Genomic DNA, 18,195 nt, shown 5'->3' with positions numbered 1-18,195 from the left:
TGGCCTTAGTATGTCATCCACACTGGACACTTCATTGCACTTATTCGAACACGCGTTCTAGTCAAAAAACGGAAAACAACGCCCTAAAACAGGGCGCACACAGCACAAACGCACACACCACCCTATTCGAACAGTAACCGCTATTGTGCACACTTTCCGTCGCTGCCCAACACCGGCCGCTGCGGCTCGAAAGGGGAGAGGAATTCCTGATCCGCGGCGTCGGGAAGCGGGTGTCACATCACGCTCAGATCCATTCCCACGGCAGTCGCGGCAGCAAGCTTGTCGACGCTACCCTGCACAATCTCATAGTGCAGGGCAGAAAAGCGGGTGGGAGGTGTAGCTGTCGCGCTGGGCGGCCGGCAGCTGCTGAATACTGAGGGCGGAGTCCACGAGGCTGGCGCGCGCTCCGATTAGCGCAGCACCTTACATACAGCCTCGACCTGGTCGGGAAGCCGTGCATGGTGCACCGCAGGTAGTTCGATCACGCGCCCGAGCCGCGAGGAATACTCCGGCACGGTTGTGTCACGAGTGCTGATTATGGACACCACCTCTACCCCAGAGGGGATCACGGGCGAGAAGGGCTGCATGATGTCCACGAAGCTGCGTCCGAGGAGGCGGGCGATGATGGCTTGGCTCCACCGCGGCTGCGGCGGCACTCCGCGCCAGCAGGCCCCGAGGCCAATGATTTGGCCAATGCGTCCCCGCAGCTCGGGGCAATCGGCGGCGAGGAGCCCCACCAGCCCGCCGAGGGAATGCCCGATGATGTCGAGCTGCGAGTGGGCGTCGATAAGCGTGCTGCGCACCTCGTCGACGCACTCCATGAGCGATGTGGTGCCACGGCGACCATACTCGGGGACGATCACGCGGCGGCCGCGGGCATCGAGCGCGGCGGCGAGGTCGGCGAAGTTGCCGGGCGAGCTGAGCGTGCCGTGCAGAAGCACCACGGGACGGCCCGTGCTGTGCAGCTCAGGGAGGCGCCCGCGCCGCGGAATCAGATGTCGAAGCATGCCTCAAGCATGTGCTCTCACCCCCGCTGCGGGCAAATGAAATGGGAATGTCCTGTGGAGGGGTTAAGCTGAGTGGGCCTAGAATCCACGCTTTATATAGGGAGCAAAAACTAATGGCTCGTGTAGTTGTGAACGTGATGCCCAAGACGGAAATTCTCGACCCCCAAGGACAGGCCGTGGTGCGCGCACTCGGGCGCCTCGGTGTTGAGGGAGTGAAGGATGTGCGTCAGGGCAAGCGCTTCGTGCTAGACGTTGAAGACACCGTGACCCCTGAAGATCTGGAAAAGGTGGCTGAAAAGCTGCTGGCCAACACCGTGATCGAGGACTTCGAGGTCCTCGGCGTTGAGGTGGTGTAAGTGAGCGCGAAGATTGGTGTCATTACTTTTCCTGGCACGCTCGATGATGTCGATGCGGCCCGCGCGGTGCGTCTTGCCGGCGCTGAGGCCGTGAGCCTGTGGCATAAGGATGCGGACCTGCGCGGCGTGGATGCCGTGGTTGTGCCCGGCGGATTTTCCTATGGCGACTATCTCCGCTCTGGGGCGATTTCCGCGCTGGCGCCGGTGATGGAATCCGTGATCGAGGCGGCCACAAAGGGCATGCCCGTGCTGGGAATCTGTAACGGTTTCCAGATTCTTACAGAAGCAGGTCTGCTTCCTGGTGCACTCACTAGGAACCAGGGCCTGCATTTTCATTGTGTCGATACCTACCTTGAGGTAGCGAACGCCGATACGGCCTGGACCTCCACGCTGCGCGAGGGGCAGAAGATCCTCATCCCCGCAAAGCACGGTGAGGGCCGCTTCCAGGCCAGCGCGGAAACCATCGCGCAGCTGGAAGATACCGGCCGCGTGGTGTTCCGCTACACCGATAATTTCAACGGATCCATGAACCGCATTGCGGGAGTGTGCTCGGAGAATGGTCGCGTGGTGGGCTTGATGCCGCACCCAGAGCACGCCGTGGAAGAACTCACCGGCCCCTCGCTCGACGGGCTGGAGCTGTTCCTTTCCGCTATCGGACGAGTCGCTGCCTAGGAATAAGGGGAAGTACTACTCATGACGTTCAATGACACAGTGGCCGCCGCCACCAAGGATCCCCACGCCCCGCAGCCTTATGCGGAACTTGGCCTGAAGGATGACGAGTACCAGCGCATCACCGAGATCTTGGGCCGCCGGCCCACCGACGCCGAGCTGGCGATGTACTCGGTGATGTGGTCCGAGCACTGCTCCTATAAGTCCTCCAAGGTGCATCTGCGCTACTTCGGCGAGACCACCACCGAGGATATGGCCTCCAAAATTCTCGCTGGTATCGGTGAGAACGCCGGCGTGGTGGACATCGGCGATGGCAATGCCGTGACCTTCCGCGTGGAATCCCACAACCACCCTTCCTATGTGGAGCCGCACCAGGGCGCCGCTACCGGCGTGGGCGGTATTGTCCGCGACATTATGGCCATGGGCGCCCGCCCGATCGCCGTGATGGATCAGCTTCGTTTCGGCCCCGCCGATGCTCCGGACACCCAGCGCGTCCTGCCCGGCGTGGTGGATGGTATCTCCCACTACGGCAACTGCTTGGGCCTGCCCAACATTGGCGGCGAGACCGTATTTGATCCCTCCTATGCTGGCAATCCCCTGGTGAATGCGCTGTGCGTGGGCACCCTCAAGGTGGATGACCTCAAGCTTGCCTTCGCCTCCGGCAAGGGCAATAAGGTGATGCTCTTCGGCTCCCGCACCGGCCTCGACGGCATCGGCGGCGTCTCCGTGCTGGCCTCCGACACCTTCGAAGAGGGCGCCGAGCGCAAGCTCCCTGCGGTGCAGGTGGGCGACCCCTTCGCAGAAAAGGTGCTCATCGAGTGCTGCCTCGATCTCTACAAGGCGGGCGTGGTCGTGGGCATCCAGGATCTCGGTGGCGCCGGCCTCGCCTGCGCGACCTCCGAACTGGCCGCCTCCGGCGACGGCGGCATGACCATCAACCTCGATGCCGTGCCGCTGCGCGCCGAGAACATGACGGCCGCGGAGATCCTGTCCTCCGAGTCGCAGGAGCGCATGTGCGCCGTGGTCCGCCCCGAGGACGTGGAGCGTTTCCGCGCCATCTGCGAGCACTGGGATGTCACCTGCGCCGAGATCGGCGAGGTCTCCGACGGCGAGCATCTCGTGATCGAGCACCGCGGCGAGGTCGAGGTGGACGCCCCGGCGCACACCATCGCCAATGAGGGGCCCGTGTACGAGCGCCCCTTCGCCCGCCCAGACTGGCAGGATGAGCTGCAGCAGCAGCGGGAGATTCCGCAGGCCGATAACGCCGCCGTGGCCCGCGAGGTGTGGCTGCGCATGGTCGGCTCCCCGGCGCTGTGCTCCCGCGCCTTCATCACCGAGCAATATGACCGCTATGTGCGCGGCAATACCGTCCAAGCCCGCAACGCCAACTCCGGTGTGCTGCGCATCGACGAGGAAACCGGCCGCGGCGTGGCCGTCTCCGCCGACGCCTCGGGTCGGTACACCAAGCTCGATCCGAATACCGGCGCTCGGCTGGCGCTCGCGGAGGCCTACCGCAACGTGGCGGTCACCGGCGCCCGGCCCATCGCCGTCACCAACTGCCTCAACTTCGGCTCCCCCGAGGATCCGGCTGTGATGTGGCAATTCCGCGAGGCCGTGCGCGGGCTTGCCGATGGCTCCCGCGAACTGGGCATTCCCGTCTCCGGCGGCAATGTCTCCTTCTACAACCAGACCGGCACTGAAGCCATTTTGCCCACCCCGGTGGTCGGTGTGCTGGGCGTGATCGACGATGTCGCCCAGTCCATCCCGGCGCACATCCCCGCCGACGCGGCCCCCGGCACCCGCCTGCTGCTGCTCGGCGAGACCAAGGAAGAGCTGGGCGGATCCATCTACCAGCAGGTCGTAGCCGAGGATCTCTCCGGCATGCCGCCGAGCGTTGATCTCGCCCGCGAGCAGGCCCTCGCCGAGTTCTTCCACGGCTCCACCGATATCCTCGCCGCCCACGATCTCTCCGAGGGCGGGCTTGCCCAGGCCATCGCGGAGCTGGCCATTCACTCGGGTCGCGGCATGCAGCTCTCGCTTGTCGACGTCGCCCCGCAGCCCACCACCGCACTCTTCTCGGAATCGGCCTCCCGAGCAGTGATCGCCGTGCGCGAGGAGGACTGCGCCGCCGTGACGGCCCGCGCCGCCGAGTGCGGAGTGCCGGTGACGGAACTCGGCGCCACGGCAGACACGGACACCGTGGACCTCGAGCTTCCCAGCGGAGAGCACCTCCAGGTAGCGGTGGCCGAGCTGGAGCAGGCGTGGACCTCCACGCTGCCCGATCTGTTCGGTCACGCCGCTGGCGCTAACTCCGTGGTTTAAGAGCGCCCCTTGAACCTGGTATCAACCATATGGTTGATACCAGGTTCATTCTTGTGCACGATGTGCGCTCACCTGCGTCGATGCTGAACTTGAGGGCATGGATGTCACTCGTAGTTTTCGCAGCGCCCGCAATAGCTGGATCAGCCTTGCCCTCATCGCGGGGCTGATCGGCGTGTTTTTTGCGGTATTCGGCGGCGCCGAGGCCTCGCATGCCCGGCAGGCCGCCCCCACCGATTCCGAATCCACCCAGGTGGCCCGGATCATGGAGACCTTCCCTGGGGCCGATGAGGACACCGTGCTGGCGGTGGTGCAGCAGCGGGATGGTTCCCCGCTCAGCGAGGCGGATCTGCTGGCCGCCGCGCGCGCCATCCCCGGCGCCGAGCAGGCCCACCCCCTGCTCAGCGATGATGCCCGCGCGGGGCTTATCACGCTGCCGGTGCCCGCCGCCGAGAGCGGCACGGAGATGAGCACCTATCTCGCTGGGCTGCGGGCCGAAATCGCTGCCGCGGCCCCGCAGCAGCTCGATATCGCCATCACCGGCGGTGCCGCCTTCGGCGCCGATGTGGCCGCCGCATTCCAAGGGGCGAATATCACCCTGTTGGCCGTGACCGTGGTCATCGTCGCCCTGCTTCTCATCCTCACCTATCGCAGCCCGGTGCTGTGGCTCATACCGCTGTCCGTGGTGGCCCTCGCCGATCGTGTGGCCGCGGTGCTTACGGCCTGGATCGGCGCGGAGTTCGGACTGGAATTCGATGCCGGTATCGTCTCGGTGCTGGTATTCGGCGCCGGTACGAACTACGCCCTGCTGCTCATCTCCCGGTATCGCGAGGAGCTGGTGCGCCACGAGGATCACCGCGCGGCGCTTGCCGCGGCGTGGACGCAGTCCTTCCCAGCGATCGCGGCCTCTAATCTCACCGTCGTGCTCTCCCTGCTCAGCCTCGGCCTGGCCGTCATTCCCGGCACCCGCGGGCTGGGGATTGTCGCCGCAGTGGGCATTCTTCTCGCTCTCGTGGCCGTGCTCCTCGTGCTGCCTCCGGCACTTTCGCTGGCCGGCCGAAAGGCACTGTGGCCGAGAATCCCGCAGCCGGGTGATCCCGCCGCCGAGCCTCGAATTTATCGCCGCGTGGCCACCGCCGTCATGCGCCGCCCCTTGGCGGTGCTGCTGAGCGGAGTGGTGCTGCTCGGCGGGCTCTCCGCCGGACTGGCGTCGATCACGGTGGGGCTGAATCAGATGGAGAAATTCCGCACGGAGACCGAGTCCGCCGCCGGTTTCGCCACCCTCGCGGAGCACTTCCCTGCAGGCGAGGCCCAGCCCAGCTCTGTGCTCACCCGCGTCTCCCACCAAGACGAGGTGCTGGCCACCATCAACCGCCTCGACGATGTCGTGCGCGCCATGCCGGCCGGTGTCTCCACCGACGGACAGTGGGCACGAATCATGGTGACCACCGACGCCGCCCCCGGCACCGCGGAGTCCCTAGATTTTGTGCGGTCGCTGCGCACGGCCGTGCACGCGGTACCCGGCGCTGAGGCGAAGGTCGGCGGCGAACAAGCCACCGAGGTGGATGCCCGCGCCGGCACCATCCGCGACCTGAGGCTGCTGGTGCCGGTGATCCTCGGCATCAACCTGCTGGTGCTCACCCTGCTGCTGCGCTCGTTGGCGGCGCCGATCTTCTTGGCCCTCAACGTGCTCAGCGCCGGCGCCGCGATCGCCGTGGGCAGCTGGATCTCCAGCCTCGTGTTCGGCGTCGGTGCCCTCGACCTCTCGGTGCCGCTGCTCTCCTTCCTCTTCCTCGTGGCCATGGGCATCGACTACACCATCTTCCTCGCCCATCGTGCCGCCACGGAGCGCGCCCTCTATGGCAGCCGCGAGGGCATGGTGGAAGCCATCAGCCACACCGGCGTGGTCATCACCTCTGCGGGTGTGGTGCTGGCGGGCGTATTCGCGGCCCTCGGGGTGCTGCCACTGGTGACCCTGGGCCAGCTGGGCATTATCGTGGGCTTCGGGGTGCTGCTGGATACTATTCTCACCCGCACCATCATCGTGCCGGCCGCGGTCGGTGTGTTGGGCGATGCCATCTGGTGGCCTCGCCGCGCCCCCGCAGCAGAGGAAGCAGCAGAGGAAGGAGACCCCGAGTATGTCTGTGCCGCTAGCGCCAGCTAAGCACCCCTTTGGGGCGCGGAGTTCCTCGCCCGCCGCCATTCTGGTGGTGGGGGAGACGATCACCGCCGGCATCTTGGTGATCGTCGGCGCCCTCGGGGCGCTGCGCGAGGTATCTCCGCTGCTCGTTCTTCCAGCCGTTATCGCCTTCTGCGCCGCCTTCGTGCTGCTGCACCGCCCCCGTCTGCGGCTGGGCGTGTTGCTGCTGCTCTGGGCGGGACTGGTGTGTCTCAGTTTCTCCTTTACCTGGGTCGCCTTCGTGCTCTTCCTGCTCGCCGGGCACTATCTGCGCTTTCCGCTGCTGCCGATCTATGCCCTGCTGGTGCTGGCCGGGGTGTGGGGCGCGACGTGGGCCGATAAGGATCAGGTGGGCGTGCCGCAGTTGCTCGGCCCGGCGATCGGGGCCGTGGTGGCCATTGGCATGAGCCGCGGCTATGTGGAATTGCTGCGCATCCTCAATGACCTCGAGCGCGCCCATAGCGAGATGGCCTATTTGCAAGATGAGCTGGCCGCCACGCAGCGCGAGGCCGGGGCCATGGATGAGCGCACCCGCATCTCCCAGGACATCCACGACACGATCGCCCAAGCTCTGAGCTCCATTCGGCTGCTGGCCCAGCCCTCTCATCCCACTCCGGACGCGGAGAAGCTGCGGCTCATCGAGGAGGTGGCCACGGAGAATCTGGCGGAGGTGCGCCGCATCGTCGCCGATCTGGCCCCGCATGGCTTGGAGAGCACCCCGCTGGCCGTGGCCCTGCAGACCATGGTGGATGGGCTGGCCGCCGGCAGTGGCATCGACGCCGAGCTCGAGGTGCACAGCGCCGCGCGCTTCAGCGACCCGATTGATATCGCGCTGCTGCGGGTGGCCCAATCCGCGCTGGCCAATGTGCGCCTCCACGCCGCCGCCTCCCGGGTGCGGGTCAGCCTCGATAGCGATCAGGAGCAGGTGCGCATGGACATTGTGGATGATGGCATCGGCTTCGATGTCGCCGCATGGGAGCGCAACCGCGCCACCACCAGCTTCGGTCTGAGTTTTATGCGCTCGCGCCTGCAGAAGCTGGGCGGCGGGCTGGATATCGAGTCCACCCTGGGCGAGGGCACGGCCATCTCCGCCTGGGTGCCGCTCTAAACTACACAGCATGACCATTGCCGTTGCGCTTATCGACGATCACCCCGTGGTGCGCTCAGGACTCACGGCGATTCTCAACGCCCAGCCGGAGATCCACGTCGCCGCCGCGGCCGGAAGCGTGGCCGCGGCGCTCGCCGCCATCGACGCCGCCCAGCCCGATGTGGTGCTCTGCGATCTCCGCCTCGGGGCCAGCGATAGCGATGGGGTGGAGGTGATCCGCGGCTGCACCCAGCCCGTGGTCATCCTGTCCACCTATGACCGCGAGCGCGATATTCGCGCCTGCCTCGACGCCGGCGCCGCAGGCTATCTGGTAAAAGACGCCCCCGTGGACACCATCGTGGAGGCCATTCGCGCGGTGGCCCGCGGCGAGGTGTACGTCCAAGCCTCCCTCGCCGGGGCGCTGCTGAAGGCCCCCGCCCCCGCCCAGCTCACCGAGCGGGAACGCGAAGTGCTGCAGCTGGTGGCCACCGGCGCGAGCAATAAGGAGATCTCCACGCGGCTCTTTATCTCCCAGGCCACCACCAAGACGCATCTGGTGCATATCTTCAACAAGCTGGGGGTGGATTCCCGCACCCGCGCCGTGCACGTGGCCACGGAGCGCGGCCTGCTCTAGGCGCTGCTAGTCCACAAAAGCGCGACCCTCGCGCAGCACCAGCGGATGCGGGCTGTACTTGGCGCGGAGCTCGCGCAGGGTGGTGGCGTGCTCGGCGAGTCGCACATCGTCCTCGGTGCGTGGCTCGAATTGCCGGGCGGGCAGCACATTATTGTCGAGGTCGCTGGCCACATAGGTGAAGGTGGCGTGAATGGCCTGCTGCAATTGTTCCCGGCCGCCGCGGGGGTCGCCGCTGCGCACGTGCACGGACATCTGCATGCTGCGGGTATCGGTGCGCATCAGCCGCGCATCCACCTCGATGAGATCACCGATCGAGATCGGCCGGTAGAAGCGAATCCCGCCGGCGTAGACGGCGATGGTGCGTCGCCCCGACCACTCCATGGTGCAGGCCGTGCCCGCTTCGTCGATCCATTCCATCGCGGTGCCGCCGTGCACATTGCCGCCCCAGTTCACGTCGGTGGGCTTGGCCAAGAAGCGGGTAATCACCCGCGGCGCATCGCTGGGGCCGTCATAGTTCTGTTTCTCCATCTCCGCCTCGATGGCGTGGCGCAGCTCGATGCGCGAGATGGCGGCCTGTTCCACCCGCTGCTCGTCCTCGGTGGCGGCATGGAACTTCGGCACCGGGGTGGCGGCGCCGGTCTTGGGGTCTTTGGCCACGAAGATCACCAGGCAATCGCAGGCCCGGGAGAAGTAGCCATCGCGCGGATCCGCGGAGAGCACCTCGTTCACAATGTGCATCGAGGAACGGCCCGTCATCGCGATCCGGGAGCGCACCTCCACCACGTGACCGGAGGGGATGGGGCGGTTGAAGTGAATATGGCCCACATAGGCGGTCACACAATAGGTGCCCGACCAGCCCACCGCGCAGGCGTAGGCGGCCTTATCGATCCACTCCAAGACACGGCCGCCGGAGACACCCCAGTTGCCGGCCATCACCACATCGCTGGGTGCGGCCATAAACCGTAGTGTGACCTCGGGCGAGGGGGCTCGATTGGCTGCGGATTGATCTCGTTCAGACATAGGTGTGTTCTCCGGGGGACGGGGCTGGTAGCTCACAGGCTACCAACAGTTAAGCTGGGTCACACTATGCCGAAAAAGATTGATCCCGCCGAGCTGCGCGCCGCCCTGCGCGAGTATGAACAGCGGATGGATAGCCCGAATGTCCCGCGCGCGCTGGTTGCCCGCGCCGTGCGGCTCAGCGCCCGCACCGTGGAGAACTGCGCCCCGGGACATAGCGTGGAACTGCGGGTGCCGCCCTTCGTCGCGGTGCAGTGTATCGAGGGGCCGCGCCATACCCGCGGCACCCCGCCCAATGTGGTGGAAATGCGCCCCGAGGTGTGGCTGCGTCTCGCGATCGGGCGCAGCACCTGGGAGCAGGAGCTGGCCGCGGGAAATCTCAGTGTCTCCGGCACCCGCGCCGGGGAATTGGCCCATTGGGTGCCGCTGATCTAGCGCCCGACCAACAGCCCTGAAACAAACATTGGGCGCGCGGGCCGGGTGCTGCTCTGCGCCCCCGCGTGGGGCTAAATATTCGCCATGCCGTCGGTGAAACAACTACGATTAACCCACGTGGCTATTAGAAACCAGCCCCTATCCGCTTTCGATGATCTCGGAGAACACGAGCCGCGCGAAGAGTGCGGTGTCTTCGGTGTTTTCGCTCCTGGGGAAGAAGTCGCCAAGCTCACCTACTACGGCCTGTACGCGCTGCAGCACCGTGGCCAAGAAGCCGCCGGCATCGCGGTGGGTGACGGCGATAACGTGGTGGTGTACAAGGACCTCGGGCTCGTTTCCCAGGTCTTTGACGAGGGCGCTCTCGACGCCCTGCGCGGCAATCTGGCCATCGGCCATACCCGCTATTCCACCGCCGGCGGCGCCTGCTGGGAGAACGCCCAGCCGATGTTCCGCGTCGCCCCGAATGGCACCGACGTGGCCCTCGGACACAATGGCAACTTGGTGAACTATCTCGAGTTGCTCGAAGAGGCCACCGAAAAGGGCTTGGTGGATCCTGCGACACAGCCCTCCGACTCGGACATCATGTGCGCCCTGCTCGCCGATGGCATCTCCGAAGAGGTGTCGCTTGTCGACGCAGCCCTCAATCTTCTGCCGCGCATCACCGGCGCCTACTGCCTGACATTTACGGACGGCCACAAGCTCTATGCCGCCCGCGACCCGCATGGTGTGCGACCGCTCTCGATCGGTCGCCTCGAGCGGGGCTGGGTGGTGGCCTCCGAAACCGCGGCCCTCGATATCGTCGGCGCGTCTTTTGTGCGCGAGGTCGAGCCGGGAGAGTTCATCTCCATCGACGATTCCGGTATCCGTTCCCATCAATTCGCGCCCACCAAGCACAAGGGCTGCGTCTTTGAATACGTGTATTTGGCCCGCCCGGATTCCCTGATCCGCGGCCAGTCGGTGAACGATACCCGCGTGGGTATCGGTGCCGCGCTGGCGACGGAGCACCCAGTGGACGGTGATCTGGTGATCCCGGTGCCGGAGTCCGGCACCCCGGCGGCGGTGGGCTATTCCTATGGTTCGGGCATTCCCTTCGCCCAAGGGCTGGTGAAAAATGCCTATGTGGGCCGCACCTTCATCCAACCCACCCAGACCATTCGCCAGCTTGGCATCCGGCTCAAGCTCAACCCCTTGAAGCATGTGCTGGCCGGCAAGCGGCTGGTGGTGGTGGATGATTCCATCGTTCGCGGTAATACCCAGCGCGCGCTCATCCGAATGCTGCGCGAGGCCGGCGCCGCCGAGGTGCATGTGCGGATCGCCTCGCCGCCGGTGAAGTGGCCGTGCTTCTACGGCATTGACTTCGCCTCCCCCGGCGAGTTGATCGCCAATGGCACCGGCGCCCGCACCATGGAGGAAGCCGTGGACGTGATCTGCACCGCGATTGGTGCGGATTCGCTCGGCTTCGTCTCTATCGATCACATGGTGGAGGCCTCGAAGCAGAAGCGCGAGGATCTCTGCTGTGCCTGCTTCGACGGCGAGTACCCGCTGGGTATGCCCGCCGGAAACCCGAACACCGCGCTCGTGGAGGACATGCAGCGCAATCTGAAGAAAGTGACCACGACATGACCGATCACGCTCCCTCTGATGGCGCATCCTATGCAGCAGCTGGGGTGGATATCGCCGCCGGCGACCGCGCGGTAGAACTTATTGCCCCCTTGGCCAAGAAGGCCACCCGCCCCGAGGTGCGCGGCGGCATCGGCGGTTTCGCCGGGCTCTTCGCTCTCGGTAAGTACGAGAAGCCGCTTCTTGCCGCCGGCTCCGACGGCGTGGGCACCAAGCTGGCCGTGGCCCAGGCCATGGACAAGCACGACACCATCGGCATCGATTTGGTGGCCATGTGCGTCGATGACCTGGTGGTCTGCGGCGCCGAGCCGCTCTTCCTCCAGGACTATATCTCCGTGGGCAAGGTTGTACCGGAGCATATCGCCGCCATCGTCAGCGGCATCGCCGAAGGCTGCGAGCAGGCCGGCTGCGCCCTGCTCGGCGGCGAAACCGCAGAGCACCCTGGGGTGATGGACGAAAAGGAATACGATGTGTCTGCCACCGCCATCGGCGTGGTGGAAGAGGAGGAGCTGCTCGGGCCGGAGCGGGTCCGCGATGGCGATGTGATCATCGGCATGGCCTCCTCGGGCCTGCACTCCAATGGCTACTCCCTGGCCCGCTATGTGCTGCTGGAATCCGCTGGGCTGCCGCTGGACCAGGAGATCGACGAGCTCGAGCGCACCCTCGGCGAGGAGCTGCTAGAGCCCACTCGGATCTACACCAAGGACTGCCTGGCGCTTGCCGCCGAGTGCGATGTGCGCACCTTCTGCCACGTCACCGGCGGCGGACTGGCCGGCAACCTAGTGCGGGTGCTGCCGGAGAACATGGTGGCAGAGATCTCCCGCTCGGCATGGAAGCCGCAGCCGATCTTCAAACTCATCTCCGAGCTGGGCAAGGTCAGCCGCGAGGAAATGGAGAAAACCTTCAACATGGGCGTCGGCATGGTGGCCGTGGTGTCTGCGGCGGACCGCGACCGCGCCCTCGCCATGCTCACCGCCCGCCACGTGGATGCCTGGGAAATCGGCACGGTGCGCAGCGCCGCCGCCGATACCGAGAAGCGGGTGCTGCTCAGCGGCGAACACCCCCAGTACTAGCCATGAAGAAACCTCCCTGCTCACTGAGCAAGGAGGTTTCTTGAAATAGTGTGCTACTTCTCGTATTCATCCTTGAAGTAGTCGGCCCACTCGGAGTAGGGATCGTCCTCCCGGACATCCTGCTCCGAACGGGAGCTATTGCTGGCGAGTTCACGCTGCAACTGCTCTAAGTCCATCTCAGGAGTTTGGTACTTCAGTTGACGAGCTACCTTAGCCTGCTTAGCCTTCGCGCGGCCGCGACCCATGGCTAGACCCCCTTGGAGTGTGCCTGAAGTGCCTCGGGCGTAGGGCACCCCATTATCGGTTTCTGCAATCTTGTATTCCTGTGAATCCACAATAGCTAATGTGACGAAAAAAGTCGCACCTGGGTCCGTGGCGTGCCGCAAAACCGATCGCGCCCGTACCCCTTTAGAGGGTACGAGAGCGGAAGCGCTGCACCGCCTCCCGGCCGGCCTTCGTGCCATTGTCCTGCGGAATTGTCTCCGGGTCCACGGCCACGGAGCAGTCGCCCACGCGCAGATCCTGGGACTGTAGCGCGGATCTTTTCACCACGGCCAGCGCGATCGGGCCGAAATCGCAGTCTTGCACCACAGTGCCCACCCGGCCCACGGCGCGCGGCCGAGTGCCCTTGGTGATGCTATCGCCGGGCACCGGCAGGCTGGGGGCGGAGCCATCGAGGTGCAGCCGCACCAGCACCCGCGGCGAGGATCCCAAATTCTCCACGCGAGCCACCGTCTCTTGGCCGCGGTAGCAGCCCTTGTGCAGATGCACCGCCGTGCCGCCCACCCAGTGCGCCACCTCGTGCGGGATCGACTTATCGTCCAGATCCACCTCCGGCAGCGGCAGGAGATGACGCACCCGCTCTGCGGTCCACGCCATCAGGCCTACACAGTGCACGCCGTTGCTCTCCAGCTCCGTGAGGGTGGCGTCGATAAGCGTCGTGGGAATATAGAGATCGGTGTGGGCGAGGGGAGTGCTGATGCTACGGCTAAGCCCGGTCGGCGCGCTCGTGCCGAGGAGGGTGAGCAGGCCGAGATCGGTGTGGGAGATCTCCACGGCGGACCAAAAGACCATGCGGCGCAGGAACTCCTCCAGGCTGGCGGCGCTGGGGCGGGGGATATCCAGCAGGAATCCCTCCTCGGTGCGCAGCACCCCCAGCGCGTGCAGGATATGGCCCTGGGCATCCAAATCCAAGGCCTCGGTGCCGGCGCCCACGGGAAGATCATCGAGCTTCTGCGAGAGCAGATTATTCAGAAACTCCGGGGCATCCGCGCCGCTGACCTGCAGTACCACCCGGTTGGAGCGGTCAATCACCACCGGTTGCTCGGCGATCGCCCGCTGCTCTCCTAAAGGATCGCCATAATGCCACGCCACGCCCTCATAGGCAGGGTGGGCGTCGGCGTCTTGCGCGGGGCAGGCGCCGGGACGCGACAGGCCAGGGGAACGATAGGATGTCTCACTCATCCCGCCCATCCTAGAGGAGCGCGGCGAGAGCCTGCGTGGAGGGGCACACGTACCAGCCGCCCGAGAGCGGCGTGGTGAACTCGGTGAGACGATCCGCCGGGCCGCCATCCACCCCGGCCATGCGGCGCAGCATCTCCTCCATGCGCCACTGATCGAAGCTGAAGCCCACGAACACGGTGCCGTGGGTAGACATGTCCCCATAAGAGACATTGCGGCGGAAGATCTCCAGCTCATCCTCGCCGACCTCCACCACGGTGCGGTTGACGTGGGAGGACTCTGGGTTGGCATCCTCGTCCAGCTCCACCGAATCGGTTTTGGTGCGGCCGATGATCTGCTCCTGGATATGGGCCTGCAGCGCCTCCCACTCCACGGCCTTGTGTTCCCACAGCTGGTAGAGCAGCACCGAGCTGCCCGCGCCGGGGCGCCCTTCCGGCACCGCCACCACGCTCGGGGCCTCTAAGGCAGGCGGGTTTTCGGTACCGTCCTCAAAGCCGGTGAGATCGCGATTGTGCTGGTAGACCCAGCCGGTGGTTTCCTCCACGAGGGTGGCGCTGTCGCGCACCGTGCTTGCGATCGTGCGGGAAATGTCGAATACCTGGGACCGGGAAGATCCCGCCACCCATACCCATGCATCGTGCTGGGTAGCGGGCATGGACATCGTCGAGCCGCTAATCGGCTCGGAAAAGTCGTGCACCTCGGCCGGCACATGTTCTGCGTCGGCTACCTCGGTCCACAGGCTGGGGCGTACGCCCAGCACCACGTTGACGCCGTGCGTGGTGGGCAGATTGATGGCCTCGGCCAGGTGGCGCAGCATCGCGCATCCATCCGCGCCCGGGGCAAGATCGAACTCGAGAAAAATATGGTCGGTAGTGCCTAGACCAGTGATTCCGCTTTGATGACTCATACTTTGATTCTGCACCAAAGTTCGGTCCGACGTGAATAATGAGAGGCATGAATCCTCGCCCCATTATCGTTCGCCTCGACATAGGCAGCGGAGAGATCGTCGATCACGACCCCGATACGCCTCTGGTTTACTGGGATGATTATGCCGTGACCCGAGGGGACGGGGTGTTTGAGACGGTGCTCGTGCGCGAGGGGCACGCCTGTAACCTGCAGCGACACGTGGAGCGATTCCGTAGCTCGGCCGAGCTTTTACATTTGCCGTCGCCGCAGCAGCAGCTGTGGGACGCCGCCATCCGCCGCGCCGCCGACCGCTGGGAGCAGGAGAATCACTGCGATGGCGCCATGGTGTGGACCTACACCCGCGGCCGGGCCAGTACCGGGCAGCCCTCGGCGTGGATTAGCGTCAAGGCGGTGAGCGCCGAGCAGCTCGCCCAGCGCCAGCACGGGGTGGCAGTGCTGACCCTGCCGCGCTGCGCAGATGATTCCAGTTCCCGCGCCGCAAAGACACTCAGCTATGCCCCGGCCATGGCGGCGCTACGCCAGGCCGCCGCACAGGGCATGGACGATGTGATCTACGTGGCGGGGGAGCGGGTACTCGAGGGTGCGACTTCCACGGTGGTGGCGGTAACGGGATCGACGATCCGCACCCCCGAGGCCAAGGGCGATATCTTGCCCGGCACCACCCAGGCCGCGCTGTTTAGCTACGCCGCCGCCCAAGGCTATACCTGCGAGGCTGGGGATATCACGGTGAGCGAGCTAGAGGCAGCCGACTCGGTGTGGCTCGTCAGCTCGGTGCGTATCGCCGCCCGCGTCACCAGCATCGATGGCCGGCCCACCCGTGGCCACGGAACAGCAGACGCCGCCGCAATCCAGACAATGATCACGGCGGCGTTGGGGTAGATAAGGTTTAGCCCGCGTAGCGCTGCAGCTGCGCGGAGCGGCGGGGCTTGAGTTCTTGGTCAACCAGACGCTCGTCCACCCAGCCGAGATCGCCATTGGGCAGCAGGCCGTAGAGGCGCTTGCCGGGGCCGAGCGTGGTGAGTCCCGAGGCGGTGGCCATGGTGGAGGCAGAGCTCAGCTCCCAGGCGCGCTCGTTGAGGGGCTCGCCGTACATGATCTCCACCGCGCCGCCGGAATGACAGAGAATGAACTCGATTTCGTCCTTGTCATTGATGCGCAAGAATCCGGTCTCGCGGGACTCGAGGGACTCCGGGGCATCCTTCTTCCAGCACTTGGACTCCACGTTGATGTAATTGCCGCCATCGTGGGAGAAGATCAGCTGGTTGCCGAAGGTGAACTCGCCGTCCTCGGGAGTATCGGCTTGGCCCTCGCCGCGCCAGACACCCACCAGCGGCAGCAGCGCCAACAACCCATCGTGCAGGCTGGGGCCCTCGCGCAGGTTCGCGGTATCGGCGGGAATCGGCAGCTCGCCGAGGCTGGGAATATTCCGGCCGCCGGTGGTCTTAGCTACCTCCGCGGCGCGATTGACGGCCTCGTTGCCATCGAGGCGCGGGCTCAGGTTTTCGGGATGGTTCGTCGATGAATCAGTCACACCGTCCCATAGTAACGAAGCTAGGAACCAAGCTCGGCGATCTCCGCCTCATTACGGCGCTTCCCCTCGGAGGTAATCTCCTGAACCTGGGGCCCAAGCGGCGATAGATCCCGGATATCCAGGCGCACATTGCGCTGCTCAGACTCGAAAACTACCGAACCGCCGCGCACAAACACCTGCGAGGCCTGCGAGGGCAAGGGCAGCTCGCGCGAATCAATCTGGAAGAAGAACTGCTGCTTAATCTCTTCTTGGCGGGCCGGATCCTCCGGGCCATCGCGCAGCTCGGTGGGGGTCATGGTGATGGTGGTGCCGCTAATGCGCAGCCGCGCCAGCACCGTCACCGGCTCCTCGAGCCCAGCCGGGGTGCCGGTGAGCAGCACTTCAGCCGCAGTGCCGCCGGAGGGGGAGATGTCATAGGGGTGACTGATCTGCAGATCCGTCATCTGCAGATGCTCACCCAAGGCCACTCCATCGAGGCTCACCGAGCGGGAGATTACCCGCGCCACCACACCATCGAGATCTCCCGAGAGCACCTGCTCGCGGGTCATGGTGAGGTTAAACACAACGGTGGTGGCGTTGACCACGCCGAAATTGGGCACGTCTACATCCATCACGTTTGTGGAGATCTTCGGCACATTGCCGCTGAGCAGTGCGGCAGTATAGGGGGCGCCGCCCACATAGACCCGCGGCGGCACCGGCAGGTGGGTGGCGTCCTCCACCGAGCGGGAGATCGTGCGCTCCACATTGATGGCCACGGCGGCATCGGCGAGCCAACCGCTCACCCCGAGCGCTGCCACAACGGCGGCGGTACGCAGTAGTCTCCGCTTGCCTTTCACGATCACTACCCTAGTGGATATGCGTTATGAGAAGTTACATCTGCCCACCCACGCCGCGTTAGGTTCCGCCACACTGAGCATGCTCGATGCCGTGCAGCGCGAGGACCGAGTGGCAGCCCTGTCGGAGCAGTTCCTGCGGGGCATTGACGACGCCTCCCTCGCCCACACCCACTGGCTGGCCCTCGACGAGGACGCGGTGGCGGGGGTACTGGCCGTAGCCCAAGACTCGGCAGAGCTCGCGGTGCACCCTGCTTATCGACGCCGCTATGTGGCCACCCAACTCCTCGATCAGGCAGCGGTCACGGACGTGTGGGCGCATGGCGATCTACCGGCGGCACAAGCGCTAGCGCAGCGTCGTCACGCGCGCATTACCCGCGAGCTGCTGGTGATGGGCATCGACGGCGATGCCCTGAGAGAGTATGTGCGCCGCAGCGCCACCACCCCGCCCGATCCGGAGCTGGAGCTGGTGGACTATGCCTCTGCCTGCACCCGCTGGGGTGAGGAGCAGGTTCAGCGCGCCTGGCTGGAAGCCAATAACTCGGCTTTTTCCTGGCACCCAGAGCAGGGCGGCTGGGATCTGGCGCAGCTGCGTTCGGGTATGGATACCGACTGGTTCGACCCAGCGGGAGTGCTGTTATATATGCACCGTGAGAGCGGCCAGGTGGCGGGATTCCACTGGACCAAATCCCACGATCCCGAGCAAGGCGAGATCTATGTGGTGGGGGTGGCCGATGCGTTTCGAGGCCGTGGTCTCGGCGCCCCGCTCATTGCCGCTGGAGTGGCGCACCTCGTGGAGCAGGGGCACAGCTCCGTCATCCTGTACGTCGAGGCGGACAACACTCCGGCAGTCAAGGCCTATGAGCAGGCAGGATTCAGCACCATCGAAAGGCATGTGGTGTATTCCAGCAGGCGCTAAGGACAGTTCGAGCAACTTTTGCTGTCTTTTCACCTTCCGTTAACCGCACTGCGGCGTGGTGGCCATATCGCTGCCTTAAGTTGTCTCCTTGGGCACAGACGGCCCACCCCATCACCCACATGGAAGGA

18 protein-coding genes are annotated in these 18,195 nt (G+C 65.3%); 11 read left to right on the top strand and 7 right to left on the bottom strand.

Annotated elements, in window-relative coordinates; genetic code table 11:
* Positions 1 to 410: 410 nt before the first annotated feature.
* A complete protein-coding gene (locus tag GBB14_RS04580) occupies positions 411 to 1,007 on the bottom strand; it encodes a triacylglycerol lipase (protein ID WP_151530207.1) in 597 nt (198 codons plus the stop codon).
* Positions 1,008 to 1,120: 113 nt separating this feature from the next.
* Here GBB14_RS04580 and purS point away from each other — a divergent pair, with 113 nt between their 5' ends.
* From purS to GBB14_RS04550, 6 genes are all read left to right on the top strand, one after another.
* The gene (purS, locus tag GBB14_RS04575) at positions 1,121 to 1,363 is read left to right on the top strand and encodes a phosphoribosylformylglycinamidine synthase subunit PurS (RefSeq protein ID WP_151530208.1); all 243 of its coding nucleotides are present in this window, start codon (positions 1,121 to 1,123) and stop codon (positions 1,361 to 1,363) included.
* On the top strand, positions 1,364 to 2,035 hold the full coding sequence (gene purQ, locus GBB14_RS04570) for a phosphoribosylformylglycinamidine synthase subunit PurQ (RefSeq protein ID WP_151530209.1): 672 nt from the start codon (positions 1,364 to 1,366) through the stop codon (positions 2,033 to 2,035).
* Positions 2,036 to 2,056: 21 nt separating this feature from the next.
* Complete coding sequence (gene purL / locus GBB14_RS04565) at positions 2,057 to 4,354, top strand: phosphoribosylformylglycinamidine synthase subunit PurL (RefSeq protein WP_151530210.1); 2,298 nt, start codon at positions 2,057 to 2,059, stop codon at positions 4,352 to 4,354.
* Between the two features lie 97 nt (positions 4,355 to 4,451).
* Positions 4,452 to 6,515: an MMPL family transporter gene (locus GBB14_RS04560; RefSeq protein WP_151530211.1), complete on the top strand. Its 2,064-nt coding sequence runs from the start codon at positions 4,452 to 4,454 to the stop codon at positions 6,513 to 6,515.
* Complete coding sequence (locus GBB14_RS04555) at positions 6,490 to 7,638, top strand: sensor histidine kinase (protein WP_192796215.1); 1,149 nt, start codon at positions 6,490 to 6,492, stop codon at positions 7,636 to 7,638. Before GBB14_RS04560 ends, GBB14_RS04555 begins: the two co-directional genes overlap by 26 nt.
* Before the next feature lie 10 nt (positions 7,639 to 7,648).
* Positions 7,649 to 8,251: a response regulator transcription factor gene (locus GBB14_RS04550; protein WP_151530213.1), complete on the top strand. Its 603-nt coding sequence runs from the start codon at positions 7,649 to 7,651 to the stop codon at positions 8,249 to 8,251.
* A 6-nt stretch (positions 8,252 to 8,257) separates the two neighbouring features.
* Here GBB14_RS04550 and GBB14_RS04545 read toward each other — a convergent pair whose 3' ends face one another.
* On the bottom strand, positions 8,258 to 9,271 hold the full coding sequence (locus GBB14_RS04545; protein WP_151530214.1) for an acyl-CoA thioesterase: 1,014 nt from the start codon (positions 9,269 to 9,271) through the stop codon (positions 8,258 to 8,260).
* Positions 9,272 to 9,337: 66 nt separating this feature from the next.
* Here GBB14_RS04545 and GBB14_RS04540 point away from each other — a divergent pair, with 66 nt between their 5' ends.
* From GBB14_RS04540 to purM, 3 genes are all read left to right on the top strand, one after another.
* Complete coding sequence (locus GBB14_RS04540; RefSeq protein ID WP_151530215.1) at positions 9,338 to 9,703, top strand: sterol carrier family protein; 366 nt, start codon at positions 9,338 to 9,340, stop codon at positions 9,701 to 9,703.
* A gap of 84 nt (positions 9,704 to 9,787) precedes the next feature.
* Positions 9,788 to 11,326: an amidophosphoribosyltransferase gene (gene purF, locus GBB14_RS04535; protein ID WP_370451591.1), complete on the top strand. Its 1,539-nt coding sequence runs from the start codon at positions 9,788 to 9,790 to the stop codon at positions 11,324 to 11,326.
* A complete protein-coding gene (gene purM, locus GBB14_RS04530; protein ID WP_151530216.1) occupies positions 11,323 to 12,396 on the top strand; it encodes a phosphoribosylformylglycinamidine cyclo-ligase in 1,074 nt (357 codons plus the stop codon). Before purF ends, purM begins: the two co-directional genes overlap by 4 nt.
* A 53-nt stretch (positions 12,397 to 12,449) precedes the next feature.
* On the opposite strand, the gene GBB14_RS04525 is transcribed toward purM, so the two are convergent.
* The 3 genes from GBB14_RS04525 to GBB14_RS04515 all read right to left on the bottom strand — a co-directional run bounded on the left by GBB14_RS04525 (position 12,450) and on the right by GBB14_RS04515 (position 14,764).
* On the bottom strand, positions 12,450 to 12,641 hold the full coding sequence (locus GBB14_RS04525; RefSeq protein ID WP_151530217.1) for a DUF3073 domain-containing protein: 192 nt from the start codon (positions 12,639 to 12,641) through the stop codon (positions 12,450 to 12,452).
* Between the two features lie 163 nt (positions 12,642 to 12,804).
* Positions 12,805 to 13,860, bottom strand: a complete 1,056-nt coding sequence (locus tag GBB14_RS04520; RefSeq protein WP_151530218.1) for a folate-binding protein YgfZ — start codon at positions 13,858 to 13,860, stop codon at positions 12,805 to 12,807.
* Between the two features lie 10 nt (positions 13,861 to 13,870).
* On the bottom strand, positions 13,871 to 14,764 hold the full coding sequence (locus tag GBB14_RS04515) for a Dyp-type peroxidase (protein ID WP_151530219.1): 894 nt from the start codon (positions 14,762 to 14,764) through the stop codon (positions 13,871 to 13,873).
* A gap of 47 nt (positions 14,765 to 14,811) precedes the next feature.
* Here GBB14_RS04515 and GBB14_RS04510 point away from each other — a divergent pair, with 47 nt between their 5' ends.
* The gene (locus GBB14_RS04510; protein ID WP_151530220.1) at positions 14,812 to 15,663 is read left to right on the top strand and encodes an aminodeoxychorismate lyase; all 852 of its coding nucleotides are present in this window, start codon (positions 14,812 to 14,814) and stop codon (positions 15,661 to 15,663) included.
* A gap of 7 nt (positions 15,664 to 15,670) precedes the next feature.
* Here the strand turns inward: GBB14_RS04510 and GBB14_RS04505 are convergent, their stop codons facing one another.
* Both GBB14_RS04505 and GBB14_RS04500 read right to left on the bottom strand, forming a co-directional pair.
* Entirely contained in the window at positions 15,671 to 16,315 is a 645-nt protein-coding gene (locus tag GBB14_RS04505) for an FABP family protein (RefSeq protein WP_151530221.1), read from the bottom strand.
* Positions 16,316 to 16,335: 20 nt separating this feature from the next.
* Positions 16,336 to 17,151, bottom strand: coding sequence for a DUF2993 domain-containing protein (locus GBB14_RS04500; RefSeq protein ID WP_225976589.1), 816 nt, complete (start codon positions 17,149 to 17,151; stop codon positions 16,336 to 16,338).
* A gap of 19 nt (positions 17,152 to 17,170) precedes the next feature.
* Here GBB14_RS04500 and mshD point away from each other — a divergent pair, with 19 nt between their 5' ends.
* Entirely contained in the window at positions 17,171 to 18,067 is an 897-nt protein-coding gene (gene mshD, locus GBB14_RS04495) for a mycothiol synthase (protein WP_151530223.1), read from the top strand.
* Positions 18,068 to 18,195: the final 128 nt, after the last annotated feature.

The sequence above is a fragment of the Corynebacterium sp. 51B genome (assembly GCF_008930785.1).
GTDB classification, from domain to species: domain Bacteria; phylum Actinomycetota; class Actinomycetes; order Mycobacteriales; family Mycobacteriaceae; genus Corynebacterium; species Corynebacterium megadyptis.
This window is presented reverse-complemented; position numbering and strand designations above follow the sequence as displayed.

Bases quoted from the DNA above. Each gene is read 5' to 3' on its own strand.
- GBB14_RS04580 (WP_151530207.1), bottom strand. From the start codon at position 1,007: ATGCTTCGACATCTGATTCCGCGGCGCGGGCGCCTCCCTGAGCTGCAC.
- purS (WP_151530208.1), top strand. From the start codon at position 1,121: ATGGCTCGTGTAGTTGTGAACGTGATGCCCAAGACGGAAATTCTCGAC.
- purL (WP_151530210.1), top strand. From the start codon at position 2,057: ATGACGTTCAATGACACAGTGGCCGCCGCCACCAAGGATCCCCACGCC.
- GBB14_RS04560 (WP_151530211.1), top strand. From the start codon at position 4,452: ATGGATGTCACTCGTAGTTTTCGCAGCGCCCGCAATAGCTGGATCAGC.
- GBB14_RS04555 (WP_192796215.1), top strand. From the start codon at position 6,490: ATGTCTGTGCCGCTAGCGCCAGCTAAGCACCCCTTTGGGGCGCGGAGT.
- GBB14_RS04550 (WP_151530213.1), top strand. From the start codon at position 7,649: ATGACCATTGCCGTTGCGCTTATCGACGATCACCCCGTGGTGCGCTCA.
- GBB14_RS04545 (WP_151530214.1), bottom strand. From the start codon at position 9,271: ATGTCTGAACGAGATCAATCCGCAGCCAATCGAGCCCCCTCGCCCGAG.
- GBB14_RS04540 (WP_151530215.1), top strand. From the start codon at position 9,338: ATGCCGAAAAAGATTGATCCCGCCGAGCTGCGCGCCGCCCTGCGCGAG.
- purF (WP_370451591.1), top strand. From the start codon at position 9,788: ATGCCGTCGGTGAAACAACTACGATTAACCCACGTGGCTATTAGAAAC.
- purM (WP_151530216.1), top strand. From the start codon at position 11,323: ATGACCGATCACGCTCCCTCTGATGGCGCATCCTATGCAGCAGCTGGG.
- GBB14_RS04525 (WP_151530217.1), bottom strand. From the start codon at position 12,641: ATGGGTCGCGGCCGCGCGAAGGCTAAGCAGGCTAAGGTAGCTCGTCAA.
- GBB14_RS04520 (WP_151530218.1), bottom strand. From the start codon at position 13,860: ATGAGTGAGACATCCTATCGTTCCCCTGGCCTGTCGCGTCCCGGCGCC.
- GBB14_RS04515 (WP_151530219.1), bottom strand. From the start codon at position 14,764: ATGAGTCATCAAAGCGGAATCACTGGTCTAGGCACTACCGACCATATT.
- GBB14_RS04510 (WP_151530220.1), top strand. From the start codon at position 14,812: ATGAATCCTCGCCCCATTATCGTTCGCCTCGACATAGGCAGCGGAGAG.
- mshD (WP_151530223.1), top strand. From the start codon at position 17,171: ATGCGTTATGAGAAGTTACATCTGCCCACCCACGCCGCGTTAGGTTCC.